Below are 26,091 nucleotides of genomic sequence, written 5' to 3'. Positions count from 1 at the left end.
GGATCCGTTCGAGGCGCATTCGAAGAATCCTTGACTATCGCAGTGCCCGGCGCAAGATTTTCCCCACCGTGGACTTCGGCAACGCGTCGAGGAATTCGAATTGCCGCGGCACCTTGTAGCCGGTCAGCCGCTCGCGGCAGTATCGCTGCAACGCATCGGCGGTCAAGCCGGTATTGCGGGCCACCACGAACACCTTGAGCGCTTCGCCGGTCCGCTCGTCCTGCACGCCGATACAGGCGCACTCACGAACGTCGGGATGGCCGGCGACCACCCCTTCGATCTCGTTCGGATAGACATTGAAGCCCGACACCAGCACCACGTCCTTCTTGCGATCGACGATCGTGACGTAGCCGTCGGCGTCCATGACCGCAACGTCGCCGGTCCGCAGAAAACCGTCCGGCGTGAAAGACGCCTGCGTCTCTTCCGGCCGGTTCCAGTAACCGCGCATGACCTGCGGCCCCTTCACGACGATCTCCCCCGGCGTGCCGGGCTTCACGTCATGACCGAGTTCGTCGAGCAGGCGCACCTGTGTGGAGGAAACGGGCACCCCCACGGTTTGCGTGCGGCCGGCCGCGGCCGGCGGGGTCATGCAGACCGTGGGGGACGTTTCCGTGAGACCGTATGCGCCTGAGAGGCGGCATCCCGTCAACTCGAGCCATCGCGAAGCGACGATGGGCTGCACCGCCGCCCCGGCTCCACACGTATAGAGGAGGCCATCGAAATCGAGCTCGCGAAAAGGCGCATAGTCGAGCAAGGCGCTAAACAGCGTGTTGACGCCGACGAAGAACGAGAAACGATGGCGACGCCACTGCTGCACGAGATTCGGAAGATCGCGCGGATCCGAAACCAGAACGTTCTTCCAGCCGCTCACGGTGGAAAGCAGGCAGTTTCCCGTCAAGGCCATGATGTGGTACATCGGCAGCACGGTCACCACGCACACGTCCGGCCCGTCCAGAACCGGCCTGCACCAGGCGAACAATTGCAGAACGTTCGCGATCACGTTCCGGTGCGTGAGGACAGCGGCTTTGGGGCTGCCCGTCGTGCCGCCTGTGTATTGAAGGAAGGCAATAGCGTCGGCTGATAGCGGAGTATGAGGTCTTGCCTGAAAGCGCCCTTCCCGGAGCGCATGCGCGAAGGTCGAGATTTTTCCTTCCCCGATCGCTGCGCCGCCGTCATTTGCAACACCATTCTGCTCGCACCACAGCCGAGGCAATTCCGGCATCTCGTCCCCGGATGCCAGAATCAGCCGGCAGCCGGCCTGATCTGCTGCCACGCGTGCAATCGCAGCGGCCCCTTCCCAGGCCACCAGCACCGCCGCCCCGCTGTCACCCAGATGAAACGACACTTCCCGTTCGGTGTACTGCGGATTCAGGTTGACCACGGTCATCCCGGCCCGCAGCACGCCAAAAAGTGCAATGGAATACTGGAGCACGTTGGGCATCATGAGCGCGACGCGGCTACCGGCCGGAAGACGCTCGACCACCTGGAGCCAGGCCGCGAACGCTTCGCTCAGTCCATCGAGCGTGGCGTAGTCGAGCTCCACCTCGCCGCAACACACGGCGGTCCGCGCCGGGTTGGCCGCTGCCGCCCGCGTCAGAAAGTCCGTGACCGATTCGTATCCGGACGGATCGATGTCCGCCGGCACACCCGACGGATACTGCCCCAGCCAGCTTCGCTCCATGCTTGTCTCCGTGTCATGTCTCTTGTTGATGCGGCCGAACCGTCATGCCTGCCCGAGCGCTTCCTCGACGAAATCGAGCCGGTCCTGCCCGAAAAACATTTCTTTGCCCACGAACATTGTGGGCGCGCCGAAGAGACCGCGCGCGACGGCCGCCTCCGTGTCCCGCTTCAGCTTCTCCTTCACGTCTGCGTCTTCGACGAACTGGAACAACTGTGCGGCATCGAGCCCGGCGCCTTCGACCACGGCGCGGATGGTAGCCGGATCGGCCATGTTGCAGGGGCGCTCCCACATGGCCCGATAGACCGCATCGACATAGCGCAGGAACAGCGATGCGTCGTGAATCTGGGCCCCGGTGGCCGCGCGCATCAGCATGAGCGTGTTGATCGGAAAATGCGGGTTGTACGCATACACCACACCGTAGCGCCGCGCAAAGCGCGCGAGGTCCACCTGCATCCAGGCACCCTTTGCAGGGATGACCGCAGGCGACGCATTGTTCGTCGCCTTGTGGATCCCGCCTAGCAGAACGGGCCGGTAGACGAGTTCCGCCCCATGCCGGGCCGCAATGCCCGGAAGCTGCGTCCACGCGAGATAACTCGCTGGACTGCCGAAGTCAAAATAAAACTCCACCGATTTCGTCATGCCTTCCTCCCTCGTCCTTTGTTGCGGCGCTCGTTGGCGCCCGTTCGTATCCGTTGCTCTAACGGAGTAAATTGCCGGAATCAATAGTGAACTTACGTTCAGTTAACGATAGTTATGCTATTCTCGGCTTCGACTCGATCCTGTCCGAAATCGACCATGCGCTATTCAAACGCTCACAAAGAGGAAACGCGACGCAAGCTGATGGAAAGCAGTCGCGCAATTGCGAAGGAAGACGGCTTTGCCTCCACCGGCATCGACGCACTGATGGCGTCGATCGGTCTCACGGGTGCCGCCTTCTACACTCATTTCCCCTCCAAGCAGGCGCTCTTCGACGCGCTGGTCAGCGAGGAAGCCTCCAATAGCGCCGACCTGCTTGCCGTCGACGAAAACGCTCCGGCGAGCGATCTTGCCGCGCGTCTGCGCAGCTATCTGAGCACCTACCATGTCCTGCACCCCGAATCGGGATGTGCGCTGCCCGCGCTCGGGCCGGAAATTGCCCGGGCCACGCCCGAAGCGCGCAGCGAGGTCGAAAAGTCGCTCAAGCGCATCCAGAAGAGCTGGAGCGCGCACCTCGACGACAAGGACGCGGCATGGGCCATCATGGCGCAGTGTGTCGGTGCGCTGCTGCTCGCCCGCACCGTCGAAAGCGAGCGCAGCCGCCGGGAGATTCTCGCTTCCAGCCGGCGTCTTCTCGCCGACGTACTGGGCATCGACACCCTGAAGTAGCGCGCGCATGATGCGTGTACGTCCGGGGGTAAGTGCCGCTTTACCAGCGCTCCATGTACGGACGCAGATCCAGTTCGAACGTCCACGCATCGCGCGGCTGCTGGTGCAGATACCAGTAGTTCTCCGCAATATGCTCAGGATTGAGGATGCCGTCCTGGTCCTTCAACGCATAGCGTTCGGGAAACGTCGTGCGGATAAAGTCCGTGTCGATCGCACCATCGACGATCACATGCGCAACGTGGATGTTTCGCGGCCCCAGTTCCCGCGCCATGCTCTGCGCGAGCGCGCGGAGCGCGTGCTTGGCGCCAGCGAACGCCGCGAAGCCCGCTGAGCCACGCACGCCCGCCGTGGCGCCGGTAAAGAGAAGGGTGCCCCGGCCGCGCGCCACCATGCGTTTGGCCACTTCGCGGGCATTGAGAAACGCGCTGAAGCAGGCCATCTCCCAGATCTTGAAGTACTTCCGGGCCGTCTCTTCCAGAATGCTGCACGGCACGTTCGCGCCGATGTTGAACACCATCACTTCGATCGGCCCGTGCTCGGCTTCGATGCGCTCGATCAGCGCGATTACGTCTTCCTCCTTGCGGGCGTCGCTGCCGTAGCCGAACGCCTGCCCGCCCGCCTCGCGAATGCGCGACACAAGCGGCTCGAGTTTGTCCGCCGACCGGCGGCTCACGCACGCGATATACCCCTCGCGGGCAAAGCGCTGTGCAATGGCTCCACCTGTCGCGTCGCCCGCACCGATGACCAGCGCGACTTTTTGCTGAGAATTGTGCTGCGGATCGCCTGAAACCATGTCGCCTCCTTTTATAGAACGATCGTTTAGTTAACGAAAGTTAATTAAAACGGCGACCCTTGTCAACACGGAATTTCGATCGCCTGCACGGCAGGTTTGTGCGACTGGCAGGGTGATCGGAGCGGCAAGGCCCACAACGAACCAAGCCGAAGCTGGAACCATTCCAGCTTCGGCTTCGGTGGCAAGACCTTCGAGGCCGGCTTTAACCCGCCATCATGATGCGGCGCGTACCGGGAAGAGCTTACCCGCCAGGAGCAAACCAACGGTCTTCACGACCAGCAGCCCGATCACCAGGTTCGACGCCGCGAACAGCGCGAAGGCCAGTTCATGGACCCAGCCGGGGGCGCCGCGTTGCGCCATCAGCATCGCAAGCGTCGGCAACGCAGCTACGCCGAAGCTGAACGCCCAGTACGAAGGCGTGAATCCGTTAGCCCGAATCCAGGGCAACAAACGCAGCAACAGTGCCGCCTGATAGAGCCCGTAGCCCAGCAGCGCGTAAGCCACGAGGTCGGCACCGCCGCTCAGGCCAGTGTAAAAACCGCTACCCGTGACGGCCATCCACGCAACACCGCCGACCACCGGGGGCGCCAGTTGCACGCCGAACGTCGGACGCAGCGCGGGGGCGGTAGGCGCACCGTGCGCGGCCCGGTTGAGCAGCATCGATTCGATCGCGAGCCACGAAAGCGCACCGGCGCCGAAGAACAAGGCGGCCAGTTCGGGAAAACCGAACGAAGCCGCCGTCGTCGCGGCGACGAAGCCAGGCGCCACGGTCGGCAGATAGATCGCCGGCGTGACGAACTCGGCGTTTCGCGCCCCCTGCCACAGCCGGCCATGCAGCATCACGCCCACCGCCAGTTGCCCGATGGCACCGACCGCGAACAACGCGAGCGCGAAATCGTATGACCAGAGCTTGACCGCCTGCGCGGCCAGCATCGTCGAAACCGGTACCAGCGCAACGAACGAGGATTGCACCTCGTGCTGCCACTCCTTGTGCGCCGCTTCGCGGTGCACGAGCCACTTCAGCGCGTACAGCGTCATGACCGCTACCCACACCATCACGGCCACCATCGTCATGAGCATGGCCGCCTGCTGCGGGACTTGCCAGAGCTTTGCCGCCACCCGCCAGGCACCGGCCAGCGCCAGCATACCGACTGCGATGCCGAAGAAACCCGCGGGCATCGGTTCATGTTTCGTGATCCAGGCATTCATCGCACCACTCCGAAAGAGGGGACGGCCCGTGCCGTCCTTCGATGGGTGTGACTTTAGGCGCAGGCGCCGGCCGTGCGAATGCCCGGGGACCTCAAGAATATGCTCGAACGTCTCACGCCCGCGCGGGCGTTCACGGATGCATGTTTGCAAGCGAAGTCAAGATCCGGTAGGCAACGGCCACGCGGTCTTCAATCGGGAAATTCCGGTTGGCGAGGATGACAATGCCCAACCTCTGCCCCGGAACAAAGGCCACGTACGAACCGAAACCGTTGGTGGAGCCGGTCTTGTTGATCCACACGTCGTTGCGCGGCGCCTCGGGCGGGCTGATTCGGGTTACGGGCGTCGCCTTGTAGGCCATATCCGGACCGTTGCCGACCCTGAGTGCATCCAGCGACACAGGCCAGGGATACTGCTCCCACACCAGGTCCTGCGTCATGGGTCCGGCCTTGAAGTAGCCGGTGTGCGTTGCCGTGATCGCGCGCTGCAGCGACGGGTCGAGTTCGATCAGCTGCATATTGCCTTGCATGAAGCGAACCAGGTCGGCCGCGGTCGATCGCACGCCATACGCTTGCGGCGCAATCACGCCGCCGGTCAGGCGGACTGGCTTACCGTCCTTCGCATACCCCTGCGCGTAGTCGACCGTGCGCGACGCCGGCACGTCGATGAAGCTGTTTTTCATGCCGAGCGTGGGAAAGAGGCGTTGCTCGACCAGCGCGGTGTAGTCCTGCCCCATGCTCTTCGAGGCGGCGAGACCCAACACCCCGATGCCGGGATTCGAGTAGGTGCGATAGGTGCCGGGCGCATAGGTGGGATGCCAGGCCGCGAGATAGTCGAGCAGTTGCGCATCGGAGTGAATCTCGTCCGGCACCTGGAGCGGCAGGACCCCCGGCGTATGCGTGCCGAGATTGAGCAGACTCAGACTGCCGAACGGCCGATGGCTCAGGGACGGCAGATACTTCGCCACGTTATCGGACAGGGACAGCTGATTGTTCTGCCCGGCCCAGGATGCGAGTGTGGCCGCAAACGTCTTGGACACCGACCCCAGCTCGAACAGCGTCGCGTTCGTCACGGGCCGGCCGGTTTCCTTCGACATCACGCCGTAGTTGAACACCCTCGGCTGCCCCGCCACGACAATCCCGACTGCCACACCCGGGATCTGGTCTTTCTGCATAAGCGGGGCTATTGCATCGTCGACCACGGACTGAACGCGGTCCGGCGCCGCTTCGGCGGCCTGCGTGCCGGCGAGCAGCGCAACCGTCGCGCAAAACGCCTTGGCCGAGTGAGACAGGGTGTTCCCGAGCATCATTGCCAGCTTCCTTCCTGAGAGAGTGGGAAAGCCAACACTGTCGCGTTTTCGGGGCGTTGTGGCAAACGATGATAAATTGCCCAATGGCCCAGATTAACTTATGGCTCACCTATGCGCCCCCATTTACCCCTGAATGCGCTGCGCGCCTTCGAATCGGCCGCCCGGCATCTGAGCTTCACGCGTGCGGCGCAGGAATTGAACGTCACGCAGGCCGCGGTGAGCCAGCAAGTGCGGGCGCTCGAAGAGCGGCTGGGTGTCGCGCTGTTCAAGCGCCTGCCGCGCGGGCTGGCGGTAACCGACGAAGGACTCGCGCTGCGCCCGGTGCTCAGCGACGCGTTCGACCGCATCGAAACCGTGTTGCGGCAGTTCGAGGGCGGCCATTTTCACGAGGTGTTGACGGTGGGCGCCGTGGGCACCTTTGCGGTGGGCTGGCTCATGCCGCGGCTGAAGTCATTTCACGCGCTCCATCCGTTCGTCGAATTGCGCATGCTGACGAACAACAATCTCGTCGATCTGGCCGCCGAGGGCCTCGACTTTGCGATCCGTTTCGGCGACGGCGCTTGGCCGGGCTCGCATACGCTGAAACTGTTCGACGCCCCGCTCTCGCTGCTCTGCACGCCGGAAATCGCGCAGAGGTTGCGCACGCCGGCTGATCTTGCCCGGGAAACGCTCTTGCGCTCCTATCGCACCGACGACTGGATGCACTGGTTCGCCAAGGCAGGAATGGCGCCGCGGCCCGCGCGCGGGCCGGTGTTCGACTCGTCGCGGCTGATGGTCGAAGCGGCCATTCAGAGCGCAGGCGTGGCGCTCGTGCCCGCTTCGATGTTCGCGCGCGATCTCGCTCTGGGGCGCCTCGTGAGTCCTTTCGATATCGAGGTGCAGGCGGGCAGCTATTGGCTCGCCTGGCAAAAGGGCAAGCCGGCCACACCCGCCATGCAGTTGTTCAATCAATGGATCGTGAAAGAAGCCAGTGAGGGATCGGCAAACTTCGACGAGGGCGATACTATCCGTGCATGACGGCAAAGCGTCGCCTCTTTCAACCCAGGGGATTCAGTTAACGAGTTGAGCTAAATAGATCAACTTGCAAATTCTGGCTTGCGGTCTGCACCATTTTAAATTTCCTGGCCTCCCTTTATATTCGACATCACCCTTTTCATCGGAGTCCCAATATGGTCCGCCATGCCCTGCCCGCTGCCTTGCTTGCCGTGGTTCTCATGGCACCTGCTGTGGCGAACGCCCAGCAGCCGGCTCAAGCTGCCGTGGAGATCGTCGCATTCGGCGCGAGCCAGACAGCCGGCAAGGGGGTCGCGCCCGAGGAAGCCTACCCGGCGCGACTGGAGGCCCTGCTCAAGCAGGACGGGTTCAACGTCACCGTTTCGAATCAGGGCGTAAGCGGCGACACGGTGGCCGATGAAATGGAACGCCTGGACGAGGCCCTGCCGCCTTCGACGCGGCTGGTGTTGTATCAGCCCGGCTCGAACGATTGCGGAAAGAAGCACCAGTCCAGCGAGTCCAGCTTCCGTGACGGTATCGATTCGACGCTGTCATGGATGCAGCAGCATCATTTCCAGGTCCTGACTCTCGACTCCAATTGCCACTTTGGCGTGCTCGAGGACGAAACGAAGAAGTTCGGCTTTACCTACTACGGGAAGATGACTCAGGGGGTGGGCGACTTGCGCCAGGCGGACGGCCAGCATCTGACGCCCGAGGGCTATCAGAAGCTCGCGCAACGGCTGCTGCCTTCGGTCGAGCAATTGCTCAAGGCCGGGGACGCCAACGCGCCGGCGAAACAGTAGACGCCATGATTCGCAAAAAAACTGCGACGCTGGAACCTTCGTGTAACCCGAAGCTTGCTAGTCTTTGCCCATGCAGATTTCCGAACTCGCACGGCGCGCGGGCATTTCCGTGCATACCATCCGGCACTACGAAAGTCTCGGACTGATCGAGGCAACGCGGCGCCCTTCCGGCTATCGCGAGTTCGACGACAGCATGATCCGCGAATTGCGATTCGTCGTCATGTCGCGGCAAACCGGCTTTTCGCTGAAGCGGATAGCCGAAGTGCTGCCGGCTTATCGCACCGGCTCGCTCACGATCGAGCAGATGATCGCCATGCTGGAAGACCGGATCGCCGAAGTCGATGCGGAAATCGCAAAGCGGCACACACTGCGCAAGCGCCTCGTTGCCCATATCGACTGGTTTCTCGAACGGCAGAAGCGGGCCGCAAACAAACAGGGAGTCAGTGTGACGAAAACGGGCAGCCGCCTAGCGTTTGCGAGCGCGCTGATGACTTCGGCCGGAGTGACGATTGCCAGCACCCAAGCGGTCTTCATGGTACTGAGCAGTCCTGCCTAGCTAGAAGAGATCGGCATCCGTCTTGCCCGGCGCTTCCCGTTGCGCCGGGAGCACGGAGCCCGCTGGCGTCGTTGTCGTGGGCGTGCCCACCTGCAGCGGCCGCTCGGGATGCACGAACAGCCACAAGAGCGCCCCGCCCGCCGCTGCCGTGCCGATCACGACCATGCCGCTTTCCCAGCTGTGGGTGATTTTCACGGCGAACGCCACCGTCATCGGGCCTGCGACGTTGGAGAGCGCGCCCCACACATTGGTCCAGCCCGACATGACCCCGGTGTACGCCCGCCCGAGATCCTGCGTGGTGGACCACACAACGACCTGCACGAATCCCACGGCCCCGAACGAAATGCACAGCAACGCCATGACGGCCACGATCGTCTGTGCCCGCGACGCCGCGATCAGCGCAAGCGCGCTCGCAATGAACCCCGCAATGGCCACCGGCGTGCGCGCCCAGTAGATCGAACCTGTGATCCGCAGCAGCCGGTCGCACAGTACCCCGGCCACGAATACCGCCACGAACACTGCTACCCACGGCAAGGACGCATACACGCCCACCGCCTTGAGCGAGAGACCGCGCGCACGCATCAGGTAGGTGGGCAGCCAGGTCGTGTAGAAACTCTGGATCAGCACGAGCAGAAAGTACTGGACGCCGAACACCCAGAAGCGCGGCAGCTTCAGGCACTTCAGGAATTCCCCCTTCACTTGCGGGTTTTCCGGCAACTGGCCCGCGGCAATGTGATCAGCCTCGGCCTTCGTGATGAGCGGATGCGCCTGTGGCGTGTCGCGATAGCCCAGCCACCAGATCGCGCCCAGCACGAGCCCCAGCGCGCCAAACCCATAGAAAGCGGCATGCCAGCCGAAGCGCAGCATGATCCAGGCCGTGAGCGGTGCGGAAACGATCGGGCCGAGGTAGAGACCCGCGAGCAGGATGGCGTTTCCCTTCGCGCGCTCGCTGTGCGGAAACCAGCGCTTGAGCGCGACGATACCGCTCGACCAGTCCGCCGATTGTGCACCGCCCAGCAGCAGCCGGCAGCCGAAGAGCCACGCGAACGACTTGCCGATGGGGGTAACGATCATCATGAGCGACCACAACACGCTCGTGCCGAACAGCACCTTGCGCGAGCCGAAGCGTTCCGCCGCGCGCCCTGCCGGCACCTGCCCGATCGAGTAGGTCCAGAAGTACACGGTCAGGATCATCGACATCTGGACGATCGACAGACCCAGTTCGCTCTGGATCGTCGGGGCGGCCACGGCCATGGCGGCGCGATCGAGCGTCATCACGAAGGTCATCGGCGCGACCAGAAAAGCGACGATTTTCCAGCGGAGATGGTTCATGGTGTTCGACATCGGAAAATTTTTTGACTCGCACATTCTGGCGCACATCACGCGGCCCGCGCGCCAAGGGTCTGCAATCGCCGCATCGGGGCCTATCATCGCATCCCCAGTGAAAATGCACTGGCGGCTCCCGTTCCGGTGAATTGCGTCTACGCGAGCGTATGCGATCGACTTCTGCTTTACTTTTTAAAGCATGCTACCTAAGCTGTCAACCCATACGCAGGAGCGCCACGATGAAACCCCGCACGCCATGCATTCTTTTGTTCTGATTTTCTATGCTGGGTTATTCGCGGGTGCGATCAACGCGCTGGTTGGCGGAGACTCGTTCGTCAGCCTACCTGCACTGATCGCCGGCGGGCAGCGTGCGTTTTCCGCCTTTAACGAACGAAGCGGGCATCCCTCGCGTTGACGCAAGTGCCCCCCGCGGGCGTTACGCCCCATTGCCCCTGCCTTACAAATCGATTCCCCACTCCGGGTGCGAAATGAACGTACTGAAACGGCCTTTTTCGCGGTCGAGTCTCGCCACACACTGCGAATGTTCGCCGGCTCCCTGGCGATTCATCACGAGGACCACCATGACGCGCCCCCTTCTTCCGAGAGACAATACTTACGCACGAGGCCTTGCGCTTTTCGAGCAATTGCATGGCAAGCACAGCGGCAAGCAACTGGCCGAATCACGCGAAGAATTGTGCCCCGACTTCCTCACGATGACCATGCAGTGGGCCTTCGCCGGCGTGCTGGATCGCCCGGGACTCGATCTGGCGACGCGTGAGCTGGTCGTGATCGCATGTTGCGTGACACAGGGATATCTGCTACCGCAACTGCGTGCGCATATCGAAGCGGCGCTCGTTGCTGGCGCCTCGCGTGAGCAGATCATCGAGTCGATCCTGCAAACGATGTTCTATGCCGGCGGCGCAGCGGTCAACAACGCGCTGGGAGTCGCTGCGGAAGTCTTTGCCGAATCCCCTGAAACCGCTCAACCCTGATCGGCGACACCAAACCGACCGAGCGCGAACTCGACGAAGGTCCGCAGTTTGGCGGGCGCAACCGTATCCCGTGCATAAAGCAGGTAGAGGTCGCGCCCGTGCGAACGGTAATCAGCCAGCAGAAGGTGCAGCCGGCCGGCTTCGAGGTCGGTCTTCACGAGGCTGAACGGCTGCCGGATGATGCCGCCGCCCGCCAGCGCGGCTTCCCGTAGCGCGGGGCCGTTGTCGATGCGCAGGCGGTAAGTCACGGGAACTTCAACCGGCCCATCCGGCCCGTCGAAGCGCCACGCATGGCCCGGTCCCCAACGCGTATGCCCGAGGCAGTCATGGCCCAGCAGATCCTGGGGCACGGCAGGCGTTCCGCGCCGTGCCAGATACTCGGGCGCTGCACACACGACCATGCGGTAATACGAAGGCAGCGGCCGGGCGATCAACGACGAATCGGCGAGCGGCCCGATACGGAAGGCAAGATCGACACCATCCCCCACCGGATCGACACTTGCATCGGTCAGCACCAGCTCGATGTCGATGCCGGGATATTGCGCGAGAAACTGGGAAACCGCCGGCGCGAGTTGGGTGACGCCAAACGAAACAGGCGCCGCGATACGCAACTGGCCAACCGGATTGCCATGCCATGCCGAGGCCTCGTCGTTGGCGGCCTTGACTCTTTCGAGAATGTCGCGGCATCGCTCCAGATAGAACGCGCCCGCTTCGGTCAGTTGATGGCGCCGCGTCGTGCGATGCAGCAGCTTCACCCCGAGGCGCGCTTCGAGTGCATTCAGATGCTTGCCGACCATGCTCGGCGAGAGACCCAGCCGCTCGGCGGTCATGGTCAGATTGCCGGCGGTCACGATCTCGACGAACACCGACATGCTCTCAAGACTATCCATTGCGTAATGGTGGAGCCCAAAGGGGTTATAACGAGGTCAGGCCGCGCAGGCGCTACCCGGCACCGGTCATTGCGCATCGCCGCGCCGCGAGCGCGTTTTCTCCAGCCGCCAGTGCATGAGATCGTCCGCACCAAGGCCCGCCTCCACTCTCAAGTCTGGCGACGCGAGCGGTTCGCCGCTCTCGGCATCGACCAGTGCGAGCCGCACCGCATGACCCGTTCGCGCATCGACGAACTTCAACGGCGGCCCATCCAGCTCCGCGAGATTCCAGACGTCCCCCACCTGCGCGAGCGCCATCAGAACGACGCCAATGTCCTTGCCGCGCGGCGTCAGGTGGTATTCGTAACGGTCGGGTCGAGACTGGTATAGCCGCCGCTCGATCAGCCCGTTGTCTTCCAGCGTTTTCAGCCGGCTGGACAGCGTGGCATGGGTCACGCCGGTGGACTGGCGAAAGTCGTCGTAGCGCCGCAGACCGAGCGCCAGATCGCGCACGATCAGCATGCCCCATCGATCGCCTAGCGCGTCTAGCACGTTGGCGATCGAACAGGTCATGCCATCAAAACTCTTGGATTTCATTGCATCTGGCCTGGTTTGAACGGGACACCTTGCGAATCGCCCGGCGCCGCGCCGCCATCGTAACGCATCTGGAGACGCTTGACGGCGCTTTACTCGTCATTTACTCTAATTATAAGAGTTACAAGCTTGCTGTCATTGATCCCTTTCGGAGATTCACGCATGAAGCCAGCTCGAAGTGGAGTTATCGTCACCGGTGCGTCGTCGGGCATCGGCGCCGTGTATGCCGACCGTCTTGCCGCGCGTGGGCACGACCTGATCCTGATCGCCCGCCGGGGCGAACGCCTCGATGCGCTCGCTACGCGGCTTGGTTCGAAGTACCGCAGCGACGTGCAAACCGTAGTTGCCGACCTTGCGAACGACAACGATCTGACACAAGTCGAAGCACTGATAGCAAGAACTGCGAATCTTGGCGGTGTCGTCAATGCCGCCGGTCTCGGTGCGCTCGGTCTCGCTTCATCGGTCGACCCGGAGGCCGTCGATTCCCTGATCCGGGTGAACGTGCTCGCACTCACCCGGCTTTCGCTTGCGGCGGCCCGCCGCTTCGGCGCGGAGGGACATGGCACGATCGTCAACATCGGCTCGATCGTCGCGCTGATGCCGGTTGCGGGTGCGGGCGCATACAGCGGATCGAAGGCCTACGTGCTCAACTTCACGCGCGCGCTGCATGCCGAACTCGCACCGGCGGGCGTCATCGTCCAGGCCGTCATGCCCGGGCCGGTGCGTACGGAGTTCTTCGGCGACGCCCCCGCTCCGTTCCCCGACGCGCTCTTCATGACGCCGGAAACGCTCGTCGATACCGCGCTGCGCGCGCTCGACCAGGGAGAGGCCGTGTGCTTCCCTACGCTCGACGATCCCGGCACGTGGCAGACCTTCGAAGGCGCACGCGGCCAGCTCGTCAAGGCCGTTATGCAGAGCGGCCAGCCCGCCGCACGCTATAGCCGCGGCTGACCCGCGGCGGCGACACCATCCTTTTACAACGAGGTTTGCCCATGCCGCTCTGGAATATTTACCACCCGGAAAACGCGTACACGGACGCCGACAAGCGGGAAATTGCCGATCGTATCGTCGGGTTCTACGACGGGTTTCTGCCGCGCTTCTATGTGAACGTGCTGTTCCAGCCGCTGCCCGCTGCATCGTTTCTGATCGGCGGCGAGCCCACCGACGATTTCGTCCGGATCCGGGTCGAGCACATCGCGCGGCAGATCGAGGATCCGGCCGAACAGGAACGGTTCATGAATCATGTCGCACAGCGCCTCGCGCCTTTCATCGGCGAGCGCGGATTGCGCTGGGAGATGCATATCGGCGAAACGCCGTTTGGGCTGTGGACGATCTCCGGCCTCAAGCCCCCACGGCCCGGTACAGCGGCGGACCTCAAATGGCGTACGGAGAACCGGCCCTCGCCCTATTGAAGCAACGACCCGCGCGCACGGCATCGATTCCCTTCACGCCGTCCGTGCGCGCCGCACGAACAAACGCCGCGTCAGATCGAACGCCACCAGATTGCCCGCCAGCACCAGCAGGAGACCCACGACAGTCAGCCACGTCCAGCGATAGCCCTCGAACACAGTCGAAACCGCCAGTGCGACGATCGGAAACAGGACCGTGCAATAGGCGGCCCGCTCGGGCCCGATCCGCCCCACCAGCATCAGATAAGCAGTAAAGCCGATCACCGAGCCCGCCACCGCGAGATACACGAGCGCGCCGAGATAGCGCGCATCCATCTCGAGGCGAAACGGCAAGCCCGCCAGCGCGCTGCCGGCGAGCAGCACAGCGGTGCCGATCAGCATGGCCCAGCCGTTCGTGACGAGCGGATGCAGGCCCATCGACTGCATGCGGCTCGACAGCAGGTTGCCAGCCGAGAAACACAGCGTGCCGAGAAACGCGACGGCGAGGCCCAGCCACACCGTCTGATTGCCGATATTCCCGGCCATCTGCTGCAGGAACAGGCAGACGATCCCGATCAGGCCCAGCATGGCGCCGCCCACGGCGGCAGGCTGGAGCGGGCGCCCCATGAACAGGCGGCCATTGATCGAGTTGAGCAGCGGCGCCGTCGAGAACACCACGGCCACGAGGCCGCTCGGCACGATGTTTTCGGCGTAGTAGAAGCACAGAAAGTTGAGGCAGAAGAGCGCGAGGCCCTGCGCCACCAGATATCGCCATGCCGCGCGCGGCGGCAAGATGGGGCGGCGCATGGCGAGCAGCAACGCGAACATCAGGATGGCCGCCAGCCCGAAGCGCCAGGCAATCGAAACGGGCGCCGCCACCACGCCGAGCTGCCACTTGATGGCGATCCAGGTGGTCCCCCAGATCAAAACGGTCAGCACGTAAAGGAAGAGATTCATGACTGGAAAATGGCCTGGATTCGATACGCTTACTATCGCGCGCCGCGGCGCCGTGCATTTGTCCAGGATTGCGCATTTATTGCCGATAGGAAACTCCGGTGCGGGCCTGAGCGTATACTCTGCGTTCCTGCCCGCCCACCGGTTCTCGCCCGCTGCCTGCCATCCCAGCCATGAACGCCCAGCCTTCCACCGCCATGCCCGACATCGCCGATACGCCCTTCGGGCTGCATTCGGTATGCCGCACGCTGAGCGAGGCCAACGCGACGCTGGAGCGGTTTGCCTGGCTCGGCGACCAGATCGCCGTGGCCGTCTGGACCCGCGAGACGCGCGAGGCCGAGACCATCTATGAGCGGCCGGGCCATCACACGCTGTCGTGCTACCTCGACGGCGGCTACCGCACGGAGCGGCAGAAACTACCGGGGGTGTACGGCGCGCCGAGCCGCTTGTGCGCGCTGCCGGGCGATCACGAATCGCGCTGGTGGGTGCGGGGCCACATGCACTTCATGCACCTGTATTTCCTGCCCGAGCACTTCACGCAGCGCGCCATTCGCGAGCTCGACCAGGAACCCCGCGAACTCACGCTGGCCGACCGCACCTATTTCGAAGACGAACAGATCGCCGCACTGTGCCAGACGATTGCCCGCGAGGATTGGGCCGATCCAGCAGGCCTTTTGCGCAGCAATGAAACGGCCCATGAAGTGCTGAGCTTGCTGCTGAAGAGTCAAGGCATACGCCGCCCCGGCATGCAGGTGAAAGGCGGCCTTTCGGTCGCCACGCGCCGGCGTCTGCGCGACTATATCGACGCCCATCTCGGCAATCCCATGACGCTCGGCGAACTGGCGGAGATCGCCTGCCTCTCCGAATACCATTTCGCCCGCATGTTTCGCGCCTCGTTCGGGCAATCGCCGCACGCCTGGATCGCGGCCCAGCGTCTCGAGCGGGCGCGCGCCCTGCTGCGCACAGGCGACCTGCCGCTCGCGAAGGTCGCGGCGGAGTGCGGCTACGCGAATGCGAGCCACTTCAGCCATCGCTTTCGCGACGCGCTCGGCGTTGCACCGAACGCCTACCGGCAGGCGCTACAGATTCAAGGCCGCTAACGCGGCCTACTGCCCCACACGAAATGCGATGCGGCGGGTGCGCGCCGGCCCTTCTAACATGAGGGGCAAGCAGGCACCGTTCTCGCCGCGCTGGTCGCTGCCCGATCCGATCGCGCAGCCAGACGATCCAGCAAAACCCGGCGCAGCGGCGCATCTTCCGCGGCGTGACGTTCGCGCGGGCGCGTCGTCGTCACGAGCAGTTCGTGAACGATGCCGCCTCCGGCACCTGCCTCGCCGGCCTGCATCACCAGCACGCGGTCGGACAGCAGCAGCGCCTCGTCGATATCGTGAGTGACGATCAACGCAGCCATGCCGTGCGCGCGGGTCACCGCCAGCAGCAGATCCTGCAGGCGCGTGCGCGTGATCGCATCGACGGCGCTGAACGGCTCGTCCAGCAGCAGCATGCAGGGCCGCGAAAACAACCCGCGCGCAATCGCAACGCGCTGTGCCATGCCGCCCGAAAGCGCCTTCGGCAAGCTTTCTTTTATGCCTGGCAGTCCTACCTCATCGAGCAATGCCGCAGCTTGCCGTGCAGCCTCGCCGCGTGCGCGTTGAGGAAAGCTGATATTGTTCGCGACATCGAGCCACGGCAAGAGACGCGGTTCCTGAAAAATTACGCCGAGCTCCGGCGAAGGACCATCGAGCCGGATGCCACGCAACGCGACCTCGCCATCGAAATCGCGGTCCAGACCGGCCACGATGCGCAGCAGCGTGCTTTTCCCGCAACCGCTCGGTCCGAGCAGACTGACGATCTCGCCCGGGTGGATCGTTAGCCGCGTATCCGCGAGGACCGTGCGGCCGTCGTACCGCTTCGCGCGCACCCGCACGTCGAGCAACGGCTCGCTCATGCCTGCCTCCCAGCGGCGCCCGTATCGCGCCATACCAGCACGCGCACTTCGAGCGCCTTCATCAAACCGTCGGTCAGTTTGCCCATCAGAGCCAGCAGGAGGATCGCGCCGAACACGATATCGGGTCGGCCCGTTTCCCGGCCATCGCTCAGCAAATAGCCAAGGCCGCGCGTCGCGGCAATCAGCTCGGCAGCAACCACGAACATCCAGGCAAGGCTCAGGCCCGTGCGCAAACCCGTGAAAAGTTGCGGCAGCGCAGCCGGCAACAGGATGCGCGCGAGCATGCGTACCGGACCGAGACGATGGACGGCGCCCAGTTCGATAAGCTTGCGATCGACGTTGCGAATACCGGCTACGACCGCGAGATGCACCGGGAAAAAAGCCCCGATGGCAACGAGGGCGATCTTGGGCGCCTCGTCGATACCCATCCACAGCAGCAGCACCGGCACCCAGGCAAGCGACGGAATCGCGCGCAGTGCCTGAAAAGAAGGGTCCAGCAGCGCATCGAGCCTGCGGCTCAAACCCATTGCGCCGCCTACGACGAGCGCGAGCACCGCGCCGATGGCAAAACCGGCGAGCACGCGCACGGTACTCGCTGCGACGTGGCGCAGCAATCGCTCTGTGCCCATCTGCATTAGCGTCTGCGCAATCGTGGAAGGCGCCGGCACCAGATTGTCCGGCAGCACGTGCAGCCGAACCAGTATTTCGACGACGCCAAGAAACAGCACAGGCAACGCGAGTCCGGCCCAATGCCAGCGGCGCAGGCTATGGCCGGTAGCAGCAACCTGCCGGGCGCCAGGCTTAGCCTCGCGCTCGCGCAGTATCAGGGACTCGTCGGTTGCCATCGCACGATCCGTCACTGCGCGCCGGTGGCCGCGATCACGGCTTTGCCGGGCTGCACGTCGATTAGCGCGTCGATCACCTGATCGAGATTCGTGCCCGGCTTCACGAGCTCCTCCTGCGTGAGGATCGGCGCGGCGGCCTTGAGCGCCGCGATCTGGCGCGGCCCTGGCTGCGGCTGGCTGAAATCGTTGCGGCTCAGTTGCAGCTTCGCGACCGCGAGCGAAACCTTCGATTCGTCAGCGATGATCTGCGCGGTCTCCTCGGGGTGTGCCGCGATCCACAGCCGTGCCTTTTCATAAACCTTCAGCACGCGAGCCAGTGCAGCCGGATACTGCGCAATGAAGTCCTCGCGCGCGTTGAGAAAGCCCCAGGTGTTGAAGTCCACGTTCCGGTACAGCAGGCGCGCGCCGTTGTCGATCTGTGCGGCGGCCATATGCGGATCCAGCCCCGCCCACGCATCGACCTGACCATTGATCAGCGCGGTGCGGCCGTCTGGATGCTGCAGATTGACGATCTCCACGTCATCGGCAGAGAGCCCCGCCGTGCGAAGCGCGCGCAACGTGAAGAGATACGGGTCGGTGCCCTTCGTCGCCGCAATTTTCTTGCCTTTGAGCTGCGCGAGCGACTGGATATTCGAATCCTTGCGCACGACGAGCGCGGTCCATTCGGGGCGCGAAAAGATATAAACGGTGCGGATGGGATTGCCGTTCGCCTTGCCGAGCACGGCGGCGAGCCCCGCGGTGGAGCCGATCTGGATCGCGCCGCTGTTCAGGTATTCGAGCGCGCGGTTGCTGCCGAGGCTCAGCACCCACGTGACCTTCGTGTGGTCCGGCGCGAACTCCTGTTCGAGCCAGCCATTGCGGCGGATCACGAGGCTTTCCGGCGAATAGTACGCGTAGTCGAGTTTCAGCTCCGCAGGCACCGCATCCGCGGCCTGCGCGCCTTGCGGCACGAAGGCCGCCAGCGTAAAGGCGAAGACGATGGCGAGAACGCTCGTGCAGGCGGCGAGAGTCCGTCTGAGGTGTTTCATGGTGTTTCCCCGGTCGGTCGTTGTCCCGCAACGGCAGTGCATGCCAGCGGCGGCGAAACAGATCATGCTAACGGCAGCCTGTCTGGCGGCGAACTGACGATTCGAGCAAAGCAAATGACGCAACGCGCATAAGGAGACCTCGCGCTGAAGCAAATAGCCGTGCCACCCGTGTGGGCATCGGTCAGGCTTCAGCAGATATGCGTATGCACGGATAACCTTATGGCGATTGCTTCGTTTTCCCTTGAACTATCACGGTATAGGGTTGACTATCATGACCAGCACTCCCTCCTCCCATTCCGCCCTTGCATGGATTGCAGGCGTGGGCGCCAGCGCCGGTCTTGGCGCGGCGCTGGCCCGGCGCTTCGCACGCGGCGGCTTTACGGTCATCCTCACTGGCCGCACCGCGGAACGCGTGGAAGCCGTCGCTGCGCAAATTCGCAAGCAAGGCGGCCATGTACACGCGCTTGCCGGCGATATCTCCAGCGAACAGGACGTTGCCCGCATCGCCAGCGAAGTGAAAAAGTTCGGACAACTACGTAGTGCCGTTTTCAACGCAGGCAACGCCGTGCGTGCGCCTACGCTCGAACTCACCGTCGAACAGATCGAATCGGCATGGCGCACTAACGTGCTGGGCGGCTTCGCTTTCGCGCGCGCCGCGATACCGCTGCTGCTCGAAGCACCGGACGCGCTGGAGGCACCGGCGGGCGCGGGCAGCTTGATATTCACTGGAGCAACGGCATCGTTGCGCGGGCGCCCGCCGTTCGCGGCGTTCGCTGCCGCAAAGGCGGGATTGCGCTCGCTCAGCCAGACGCTCGCGCGCGAGTTCGGCCCGCGCGGCGTGCATGTGGCCCATGTGGTGATCGATGGCGGCATCGACGGCGAACGGCTGCGTACGGCCGCACCGCAGCGCGCGGAACAGGCCAGCGCGGACGGCCTGCTGCAACCCGAAGCCATCGCCGAAAGCTACTGGCAACTACATCATCAACATCGCAGCGCCTGGACGCAGGAACTGGATCTGCGGCCGTATCGCGAGGCGTTCTAGGAGAAGATCGATGGCCACAGTACTCGATGAGGCGCCGCGGACCCAGGCGGGCGACGCCGTCGTCGCTGAACTCAACTATCTGGCGCACGGCGAGAGCCGCCCCGTTTCCTGGACGTTCGAGCCGCCTGCCGGCACGCCATGGACCACGGGCGAACTCGCGCCCACGCGCGTGACGATACGCGACGCTCGGCCACTCGCGGCAGCCGGCGAGTGGTCGCTGGATGCCAATGGCTTTCAGTTCGTCTCGCATCGCAGCGCCGTCACCCCCGAAGATTTCGGCGACGAGAGCGTGATCCGGCTCGTCTACTATCCCGAGGCCGAGGCGCTGTTGCGCGACGCAACGGGTGCCGCCAAGGTGGTGATCTTCGATCACACGCTGCGCGACAGCGAAAACGGCTCGCGGGCGAACAAGGCCCTGCGCGAACCCGTGCGCCGCGTGCACAACGACCAGACCTTCGTGTCCGGGCCGCGCCGCGTGCGCGACCATCTCGACGCCGGGGAGGCCGCACAGCGGCTCCAGCATCGCTTCGCGATCGTCAACCTGTGGCGTCCCTTGAACGTGGTCGAGCAATTGCCGCTCGCGCTCTGCGATGCACGCACGATCTCGCTTGACGATCTCGTGCCCTCGGATCTGGTCTATCGCGACAAGGTGGGCGAGACTTATTCGTTTACCGCGAACCCGGCGCACCGCTGGTACTACTTCCCGCGACTGCGGCCGGACGAAGCGCTGCTGCTGAAAATCTACGACTCGCTCGAAGACGGCACCGCGCGCCTCACAGCGCATACCGCATTCGAAGATCCGACCACGGCACCGGATGCACCGCCACGGCGCAGCATCGAACTGCGCGCATTACTGTTCTGGAATACTTAATATTATCCAGATCGCTGCGCCTCCAACCAAACCGTTCACGCGCGGTCCCGCCAGGGACCGCCGGATTCGCCAGACACGACATCCCTCCCCCGCCCCCAGGCAACGGCCCTTCTCTAGACGGGCCGTCAGCATTTCTTCGTGACAGATTCGCGTCACGGCTGCGTTAATCACCCGCTTAATTGGCAAAAAAAAGCCGTCCCAAAGGGACGGCTAAAAGATTCTAGCAATTCCGAGGGCCGTGCTAGAACCTGAGAGAACCGCATTATAGACATAACGAATTGTCGTGTATCCGATTTGTATGCATGGCGAGTCAAAATTTGCATTGACAACCATTTCTTCTTTCACGCCAAAGCTTTTGCTGCCGTAAACCCGTACAGGAAACCGGCTCGCGCATGCCAATCGCATCCGCTTCGGAACCTGGCTGGCGCCAGGCAAGCTGGCTAATTTTGAAAGATCATATCGGCAACATACCTGGGCTATGCTTGGGACGGCCCCGCCCTCGCACCGGCAACCGGAATGCATCGAAAGGATCGAAAGGCACAGGATCGATGTGCCGTCTCCGATCGCGCTTTTCCGGGGTAATGCTAATTGATAAAAGACCACACGCTGGTTATCTGGAGCCCACCCGGCAATGAGTTCTTCCCCCGTCGTTCCGTTCATCCGAGACAAAGCGGACCCCGGCGCATTCATCGGCACGGCGCCCGCGTTTCGTCAGTTGGTCAGGATGATCGACCGCGTTGCGCCCACCGATCACGCCCTGCTCGTCTTCGGGCCCACCGGATCGGGCAAGGAGCTCGTCGCGCGCCGCGTGCACCTGCGCAGCATGCGCCAGGACCAGCCGTTCGTCGACGTGAACTGCGGTGCCATTCCCGAACATCTTGTCGAAGCCGAATTGTTCGGTCACGTCAAAGGGGCCTTCACGGGTGCGGCCGAAACGCGCCCTGGACTTTTTCAGCAGGTGGGCAAAGGCACGCTGCTGCTCGATGAAATCGGCGAGTTGCCGCTCGCGCTGCAACCGAAACTGTTGCGCGTGCTCGAAACCCGCACCTTTCGCCCCGTGGGCTCCACCACCAACGTCCGCTTCGAAGGGCGCGTGGTGGCGGCCACGCACCGCGACCTGCGCCAGCTCGCGCGCGACGGCGAGTTTCGCGAAGACCTCTTCTACCGGCTCGCGGTGTTCGTGCTCGCCGTGCCCGGGCTCGACCAGCGGGTGGAAGACATTCCCGCGCTCGTCACGCATTTCGCTTCGCTCCAGACCCGGCGCCTCGAATTCTCGCCGGCCGCCATCCGGCGGCTCAGCCAGCACAGCTGGCCCGGGCATATTCGCCAGCTGCGCAACCTGATCAGCCAGTTGAGCGTGCTCTCCGAAGGCACGTTCATCGACCTCGACGCACTCGAACCCTTTCTCGTCAACGAAACGACCGGGGCGGTCTCGCGCGCGAGCCTCGCCGACATGCTGTTGCAGCTCGACGGCCGCGACAAGCTCGCCGCCGCCGAAGACCTGCTGATCGACCGCGCGCTCGAACGCACGAGCGGCAACAAAAGCGCGGCCGCCACGCTGCTTGGCGTGGGCCGAAAGACCATCGAGCGCCGCCTGAAATCGCGCGAGGAGCACCACCGCGAGGCGCAAAAATGCCTCGAGCACGCCACGGCACTGGTCGAAGCGTCGAGTTTCTCCGACGCCGTCCCGCTCCTGCGCCGCTGCCTCGACGTGCTGCAGACGAGCCATGAACAGGACGCCGTGCGGCGCCTGCAGTTCGACGCTTACCGGCTGCTCGGCATGAGCCTGCGCAGCATGCACGGCTGGCTGCACGCGGAGGCCACTGCCTGTTATGCGGCCGCACTCGCCATCGGCGAAGGCATTTGCGAACAAACCGAAATCGCCGCGATCCAGTTCGGCATCTGGACCACCCAGCTCACCACGCTCCAGCTCAAGCAGGCGCGCGCGACCGCGCAGGACATGCTGCAGCGCGCGCAGAACAGCGGCGACCGGATCTCGCTCGACGAAGCCCACTTCGCCATGACCAATACGCTCTTCTGGCTGGGCGACAGCGAAGAAGCGCTCGCCTGCCTCGCGCGCGGCAATATGCTGGGCGTGACCCGCAGCGACGTGCGCACGGGCTCGCAGGGCATCGATCTGGCCAGTCTCGCATTGACCTTCGAAGGGCTCGCCGCTTACCAGATCGGCGCCTTCGTGCAAGCCCGGCGTGCGATGGAAATGCTGATCCTGCGCGCGTCCGAGCCCGGCACGCATGCCCTCGCTCACGCGGTCAACCTGCAGGGCGCCGCTTGGCTCGCCTGCCTGTTCGACGACCGCGAACGCCTCGGGCCGCTCGCCAGCGAGCTCGAATCGGTATCGATCGCCAATGGTTTCGCGTTCTATCGCGGCGTGGGTCAGATCATGCGCGGCTGCCACCTGAGTTCGGCCGGCAAGCCCGAAGAGGCCGAACTCGTCATGCTCGAAGGTTACGATACCCACTTGATGTCCAACGGCGGCGCCTTGTTCTATTCGTTCAAGACATGGCAGCACGGGGAACTGCTGCTGCGCGCCGGCCGCGCGGAAAAATGCGCGACGATACTCGCCACCGCCGTCGACGAAACCCTCGCCCGCCAGGAGCGCACCTACCTCGGCGAGCTGCTCGTCACCCGGGCCCGCGCACAGTGGGCGCTGGGCGACCTCACCGCCGCGGAGCAGGGTCTGCGCACGGCGCTCTCCACGGCGCTCGCCTTCGGTTCGGTGCCCGCACGCGTGGACGCCGCGCGCTACCTCGCGGACCTGCTCCGCCACACCGGCCGCCACGCCGAAGCGATCGACACGCTCGAACGCGGGTTGCGCGAGCTGCCACCAGGTTCCACCACCCGCATTGCCGATGCGGGCGCATTGCTGGACGAACTTCGGCACGACGTTTCCCTCGACCCAAACAAGAAAGGAACCGCAGATGGCCTATGAATTAAGCCGGGATGACCTCGAACCCCTGCTGCTCGGGGCAGCTTTTTTTGGCAGCGGAGGGGGCGGCACGATCGAATCCGCCCAGCATCTCGCAGAAAAATTCGTCGCTGGCGACTACTATCCGACCGACAAGGTCAAGGTCGTTTCGGTGGACGAAGCAACCGAAGGCGAAACCGTCATGGTCGCCTATCTCGGCGCCCCCGAAGCGATCAACAAGGCCACCCATCCGGAAGGCCCGGTGATTGCCGTGCAGAACGTGCAGGCGCGACTTGCTTCGCAGTCCAGAAAGCTTGCCTACGTGATGCCGCCCGAAAGCGGCGCGTTAGGCTTCACGGTGGCGGCGCTCGTTGCCGCGAAGCTCGGCCTCGCCGTGATCGACGCCGACGGCGCGGGCCGCGCCGTGCCCTCGCTGCCCATGCTGACCTTCGCAGCCGCGGAAATCGACCCGCGCCCCGCCTTCCTCGTGAGCCAGGGCGGCCTGTGCGTCGAACTCGACGTCACGCCGCGCCAGGGCAATCACGGCGGCAAGACGCACCAGCGCGACGTCTCGGCGATCGTCGAGCAGATGATGCGGCCCGTGGTGGCCGATCCCGAGTTCGGCCAGTTCGGCGGCCTCGCCATGTGGGTGATGACGCCGTCCAACCTCGGCCGCGCCACGCCCATTCGCGGCACGCTCAAGCGCGCGCTCGATCTTGGCCGCGCCCTGCAGGCCGGACACGTCCGCAGTGTCTCGCAGATGATCGGCTATCTCGCCGAGCGCTGCGGCATCGCTGCACGCGCGGTTTCCGATCCGGGCGAACTGGTCTCGGCGAAGGTCGACACGAGCGGCGGCTTCGACGTGGGCAAGGTGAGCATCGACGCGGGCGACCACACCTACACGGTGATCTACCAGAACGAATCGCTGCTCGCGTGGGACAGCCGGCGCGCCCAGCCCATCGTGCTGGCGCCGGACAGCATTACGTACTTCGTAGGCGGCGAAGGCCAGTCGATCTTCAGCAACGGCGACCTCGTACAGGACAACGGCAAGCTCAATCCCGCCATCGGCAAACGTCCCGTAACGCTGATCGCGTGGCGCGCCGAACCGGAACTGCAGAGCGGCCTGATCCTCGACAGTTTCATGGAACTACTCAACTCGCTCGGCTATCTGGGGCCGTACGTGCCGCTCGAGGCGAAGCACTCCGGCCGTGACGGAGGTGCCGCGTGAGCACGCCCGTGAGTTCCCCCCTGCGCATCTGCGTGCTCGTGCCGGTGAACACGTCGCAGTACAACGACCGCATCATGAAGGCCCTTGAGCCGGTGATGCCGGCGGACGTGCAGGTCGAGATCCGCAACATCACCTCGGGCCACCCCGACATCGAGAACCGCACGAACTGGCTGCAAAACGGCATGCCCGTGGTCGAACTGGCGCAGGCCATCGAAAAGGACGGCTTCGACGGCATCTGGCTGACCGACTTCGACATGTGCGGCGTCGAAGCGGCGCGGGAGGTGATCGACATCCCCATCATCGGCGGCTTCCCGGCGGCGGCCTTCGGCGCGCTGATGCTGAGCCAGCGCTTCTCGATCATCACGATCCTGCAGAGCACGCTCGCCATGCAACGCGCGCATCCGCAGACCTACGGCATCGTTGATACGTTCGCTTCGATCCACGCGATCGATTGCCCGGTGGCGCAGCTCGACAACGTGGACGTGGTCGTGGCCCGTACCTTCGAGGCCGCCATGAAAGCCATCAAGGACGATGCCGCACAGTCCATCCTGCTGGGCTGCACGGGCTTCGTGGATGTCGCGAGCCGGGTTTCGACGCTACTGACCGAAGCGCTGGGCAGCTACGTGCCGGTCATCGACCCGAACCAGGCCGGCTTCAGCTTCCTCGTCTCGCTCGTGCGCATGAAGGTGCGCCCGAGCCGCCTCACCTATAGCAAGGTCAGCCTCCAGTCCTAGCCTCGCGGCTGGCTTCCCCCTGCTCTCGCCGGTGCCTTTTTCGCGCGCCGGCGGGACCTGCCGGTTTTTCGCCGCGCGTCCCCCTCTTTCCCGCCCCTTTCCTGCCATCGCTGCCCGGTCAATTCTGCGACCTTGCCCGAATTTTGCATTCCCCGACTTTCGATATATTACGGCGGATACGGCGCCCCGTCCGTTCAGCCGCCACGCGATTGGGGCAGCGCAACATGGACGGATCGGGCACTCTCTTGATGCGCCGTGCGGCAATTGGACGAATTCGTCCAATTTCTGGAGTAACCCAGGTCGGAATCGTCCTATGGCACCTCCGCAGACCGCGCCAAGCCCCTGCTGTCGCGGCTTTCGGGTCGTTGGCACGATGATTGCTATATAGTCTCGGAATTCGGGGACGAGGAAGACCAACCCGCATCGATCGACAAGTTCAGGGTGTCGCCCATCGAGCACCAGCATCGCGTATTCAGCAAGGTGCCCGCGCGACGCCCACGAACCGGTCGCCGGGTCCGTCGAGCCTTGGCGGGCTTATGTTTGCAGCTTGATCGTTTGAAACCGGCCTGTTCGATTCGCTATCCTTACCATTAAATGACATCGAAGCCGGTTTCGTAAATTCAAAGAGGGCCGTGTTGTA

Annotated in this window: 25 protein-coding genes; 13 read left to right on the top strand and 12 right to left on the bottom strand. The window is 64.0% G+C overall.

Going from position 1 to position 26,091, the window contains the following annotated elements; genetic code table 11:
* Positions 1 to 34 precede the first annotated feature (34 nt).
* Together U5760_RS28315 and U5760_RS28310 are read right to left on the bottom strand one after the other, a co-directional pair.
* Complete coding sequence (locus U5760_RS28315) at positions 35 to 1,681, bottom strand: AMP-binding protein (RefSeq protein WP_322015617.1); 1,647 nt, start codon at positions 1,679 to 1,681, stop codon at positions 35 to 37.
* Between the two features lie 42 nt (positions 1,682 to 1,723).
* Positions 1,724 to 2,320: a 2-hydroxychromene-2-carboxylate isomerase gene (locus U5760_RS28310; protein ID WP_322015616.1), complete on the bottom strand. Its 597-nt coding sequence runs from the start codon at positions 2,318 to 2,320 to the stop codon at positions 1,724 to 1,726.
* Between the two features lie 156 nt (positions 2,321 to 2,476).
* Between U5760_RS28310 and U5760_RS28305 the strand changes: the two genes are divergently transcribed.
* A complete protein-coding gene (locus U5760_RS28305; RefSeq protein ID WP_322015615.1) occupies positions 2,477 to 3,046 on the top strand; it encodes a TetR/AcrR family transcriptional regulator in 570 nt (189 codons plus the stop codon).
* A gap of 40 nt (positions 3,047 to 3,086) precedes the next feature.
* On the opposite strand, the gene U5760_RS28300 is transcribed toward U5760_RS28305, so the two are convergent.
* The 3 genes from U5760_RS28300 to ampC form a co-directional block, all read right to left on the bottom strand.
* Positions 3,087 to 3,839, bottom strand: coding sequence for an SDR family oxidoreductase (locus tag U5760_RS28300; protein ID WP_322015613.1), 753 nt, complete (start codon positions 3,837 to 3,839; stop codon positions 3,087 to 3,089).
* A gap of 213 nt (positions 3,840 to 4,052) precedes the next feature.
* A complete protein-coding gene (gene tehA, locus U5760_RS28295; protein ID WP_322015612.1) occupies positions 4,053 to 5,048 on the bottom strand; it encodes a dicarboxylate transporter/tellurite-resistance protein TehA in 996 nt (331 codons plus the stop codon).
* 130 nt (positions 5,049 to 5,178) lie between these two features.
* Complete coding sequence (ampC, locus tag U5760_RS28290; protein WP_415914193.1) at positions 5,179 to 6,351, bottom strand: class C beta-lactamase; 1,173 nt, start codon at positions 6,349 to 6,351, stop codon at positions 5,179 to 5,181.
* A 114-nt stretch (positions 6,352 to 6,465) separates the two neighbouring features.
* Here ampC and U5760_RS28285 point away from each other — a divergent pair, with 114 nt between their 5' ends.
* The 3 genes from U5760_RS28285 to U5760_RS28275 all read left to right on the top strand — a co-directional run bounded on the left by U5760_RS28285 (position 6,466) and on the right by U5760_RS28275 (position 8,706).
* Entirely contained in the window at positions 6,466 to 7,371 is a 906-nt protein-coding gene (locus tag U5760_RS28285; protein WP_322015610.1) for a LysR family transcriptional regulator, read from the top strand.
* Positions 7,372 to 7,523: 152 nt separating this feature from the next.
* Positions 7,524 to 8,150 carry an SGNH/GDSL hydrolase family protein gene (locus tag U5760_RS28280; protein ID WP_322015608.1) on the top strand — a complete coding sequence of 209 codons (627 nt, stop codon included), beginning with the start codon at positions 7,524 to 7,526 and terminating at the stop codon, positions 8,148 to 8,150.
* A gap of 70 nt (positions 8,151 to 8,220) precedes the next feature.
* Positions 8,221 to 8,706, top strand: coding sequence for a MerR family transcriptional regulator (locus U5760_RS28275; protein ID WP_322015607.1), 486 nt, complete (start codon positions 8,221 to 8,223; stop codon positions 8,704 to 8,706).
* On the opposite strand, the gene U5760_RS28270 is transcribed toward U5760_RS28275, so the two are convergent.
* A complete protein-coding gene (locus U5760_RS28270) occupies positions 8,707 to 10,038 on the bottom strand; it encodes an MFS transporter (RefSeq protein ID WP_322015606.1) in 1,332 nt (443 codons plus the stop codon).
* Positions 10,039 to 10,613: 575 nt separating this feature from the next.
* Between U5760_RS28270 and U5760_RS28260 the strand changes: the two genes are divergently transcribed.
* Complete coding sequence (locus U5760_RS28260; RefSeq protein ID WP_322015605.1) at positions 10,614 to 11,024, top strand: carboxymuconolactone decarboxylase family protein; 411 nt, start codon at positions 10,614 to 10,616, stop codon at positions 11,022 to 11,024.
* Here the strand turns inward: U5760_RS28260 and U5760_RS28255 are convergent.
* On the bottom strand, positions 11,015 to 11,914 hold the full coding sequence (locus U5760_RS28255; RefSeq protein ID WP_322015604.1) for a LysR family transcriptional regulator: 900 nt from the start codon (positions 11,912 to 11,914) through the stop codon (positions 11,015 to 11,017). The two genes, U5760_RS28260 and U5760_RS28255, sit on opposite strands and share 10 nt — an antisense overlap.
* 66 nt (positions 11,915 to 11,980) lie before the next feature.
* Positions 11,981 to 12,466: a helix-turn-helix domain-containing protein gene (locus U5760_RS28250; RefSeq protein ID WP_322015603.1), complete on the bottom strand. Its 486-nt coding sequence runs from the start codon at positions 12,464 to 12,466 to the stop codon at positions 11,981 to 11,983.
* A gap of 183 nt (positions 12,467 to 12,649) precedes the next feature.
* Between U5760_RS28250 and U5760_RS28245 the strand changes: the two genes are divergently transcribed.
* Together U5760_RS28245 and U5760_RS28240 are read left to right on the top strand one after the other, a co-directional pair.
* Positions 12,650 to 13,438, top strand: coding sequence for an SDR family NAD(P)-dependent oxidoreductase (locus U5760_RS28245; RefSeq protein WP_322015602.1), 789 nt, complete (start codon positions 12,650 to 12,652; stop codon positions 13,436 to 13,438).
* A 41-nt stretch (positions 13,439 to 13,479) separates the two neighbouring features.
* The gene (locus tag U5760_RS28240; protein WP_322015601.1) at positions 13,480 to 13,899 is read left to right on the top strand and encodes a tautomerase family protein; all 420 of its coding nucleotides are present in this window, start codon (positions 13,480 to 13,482) and stop codon (positions 13,897 to 13,899) included.
* 33 nt (positions 13,900 to 13,932) lie between these two features.
* On the opposite strand, the gene U5760_RS28235 is transcribed toward U5760_RS28240, so the two are convergent.
* Positions 13,933 to 14,832, bottom strand: coding sequence for a DMT family transporter (locus U5760_RS28235; protein WP_322015600.1), 900 nt, complete (start codon positions 14,830 to 14,832; stop codon positions 13,933 to 13,935).
* Between the two features lie 170 nt (positions 14,833 to 15,002).
* On the opposite strand from U5760_RS28235, the gene U5760_RS28230 reads away from it, so the two are divergent.
* Positions 15,003 to 15,929 (top strand): AraC family transcriptional regulator, encoded by a 927-nt coding sequence (locus U5760_RS28230; protein WP_322015599.1) that lies wholly within the window; start codon positions 15,003 to 15,005, stop codon positions 15,927 to 15,929.
* Positions 15,930 to 15,982: 53 nt separating this feature from the next.
* On the opposite strand, the gene U5760_RS28225 is transcribed toward U5760_RS28230, so the two are convergent.
* Genes U5760_RS28225 through U5760_RS28215 form a run of 3 tightly spaced genes read right to left on the bottom strand, consistent with a single transcriptional unit; the run spans position 15,983 to position 18,650 of the window.
* Complete coding sequence (locus U5760_RS28225; protein ID WP_322015598.1) at positions 15,983 to 16,777, bottom strand: ABC transporter ATP-binding protein; 795 nt, start codon at positions 16,775 to 16,777, stop codon at positions 15,983 to 15,985.
* Positions 16,774 to 17,622, bottom strand: coding sequence for an ABC transporter permease (locus tag U5760_RS28220; protein ID WP_322015597.1), 849 nt, complete (start codon positions 17,620 to 17,622; stop codon positions 16,774 to 16,776). Before U5760_RS28220 ends, U5760_RS28225 begins: the two co-directional genes overlap by 4 nt.
* An 11-nt stretch (positions 17,623 to 17,633) precedes the next feature.
* The gene (locus U5760_RS28215) at positions 17,634 to 18,650 is read right to left on the bottom strand and encodes an aliphatic sulfonate ABC transporter substrate-binding protein (protein WP_322015596.1); all 1,017 of its coding nucleotides are present in this window, start codon (positions 18,648 to 18,650) and stop codon (positions 17,634 to 17,636) included.
* A gap of 271 nt (positions 18,651 to 18,921) precedes the next feature.
* Between U5760_RS28215 and U5760_RS28210 the strand changes: the two genes are divergently transcribed.
* From U5760_RS28210 to U5760_RS28190, 5 genes are all read left to right on the top strand, one after another.
* The gene (locus tag U5760_RS28210) at positions 18,922 to 19,692 is read left to right on the top strand and encodes an SDR family NAD(P)-dependent oxidoreductase (RefSeq protein ID WP_415914192.1); all 771 of its coding nucleotides are present in this window, start codon (positions 18,922 to 18,924) and stop codon (positions 19,690 to 19,692) included.
* A gap of 10 nt (positions 19,693 to 19,702) precedes the next feature.
* Positions 19,703 to 20,563, top strand: coding sequence for a CmcJ/NvfI family oxidoreductase (locus U5760_RS28205; RefSeq protein ID WP_322015595.1), 861 nt, complete (start codon positions 19,703 to 19,705; stop codon positions 20,561 to 20,563).
* 631 nt (positions 20,564 to 21,194) lie between these two features.
* Positions 21,195 to 23,513 carry a sigma 54-interacting transcriptional regulator gene (locus U5760_RS28200; protein ID WP_322015594.1) on the top strand — a complete coding sequence of 773 codons (2,319 nt, stop codon included), beginning with the start codon at positions 21,195 to 21,197 and terminating at the stop codon, positions 23,511 to 23,513.
* Positions 23,503 to 24,717, top strand: coding sequence for a DUF917 domain-containing protein (locus U5760_RS28195; RefSeq protein WP_322015593.1), 1,215 nt, complete (start codon positions 23,503 to 23,505; stop codon positions 24,715 to 24,717). Before U5760_RS28200 ends, U5760_RS28195 begins: the two co-directional genes overlap by 11 nt.
* Before the next feature lie 8 nt (positions 24,718 to 24,725).
* Complete coding sequence (locus U5760_RS28190) at positions 24,726 to 25,451, top strand: aspartate/glutamate racemase family protein (RefSeq protein WP_322015654.1); 726 nt, start codon at positions 24,726 to 24,728, stop codon at positions 25,449 to 25,451.
* Positions 25,452 to 26,091 lie beyond the last annotated feature (640 nt).

Origin of the sequence: Paraburkholderia sp. J12 (genome assembly GCF_905220215.1) — a bacterium.
GTDB lineage: Bacteria > Pseudomonadota > Gammaproteobacteria > Burkholderiales > Burkholderiaceae > Paraburkholderia.
Note: the sequence above shows the minus strand (reverse complement) of the source record. Positions and strands in the feature narration are given on the sequence as shown.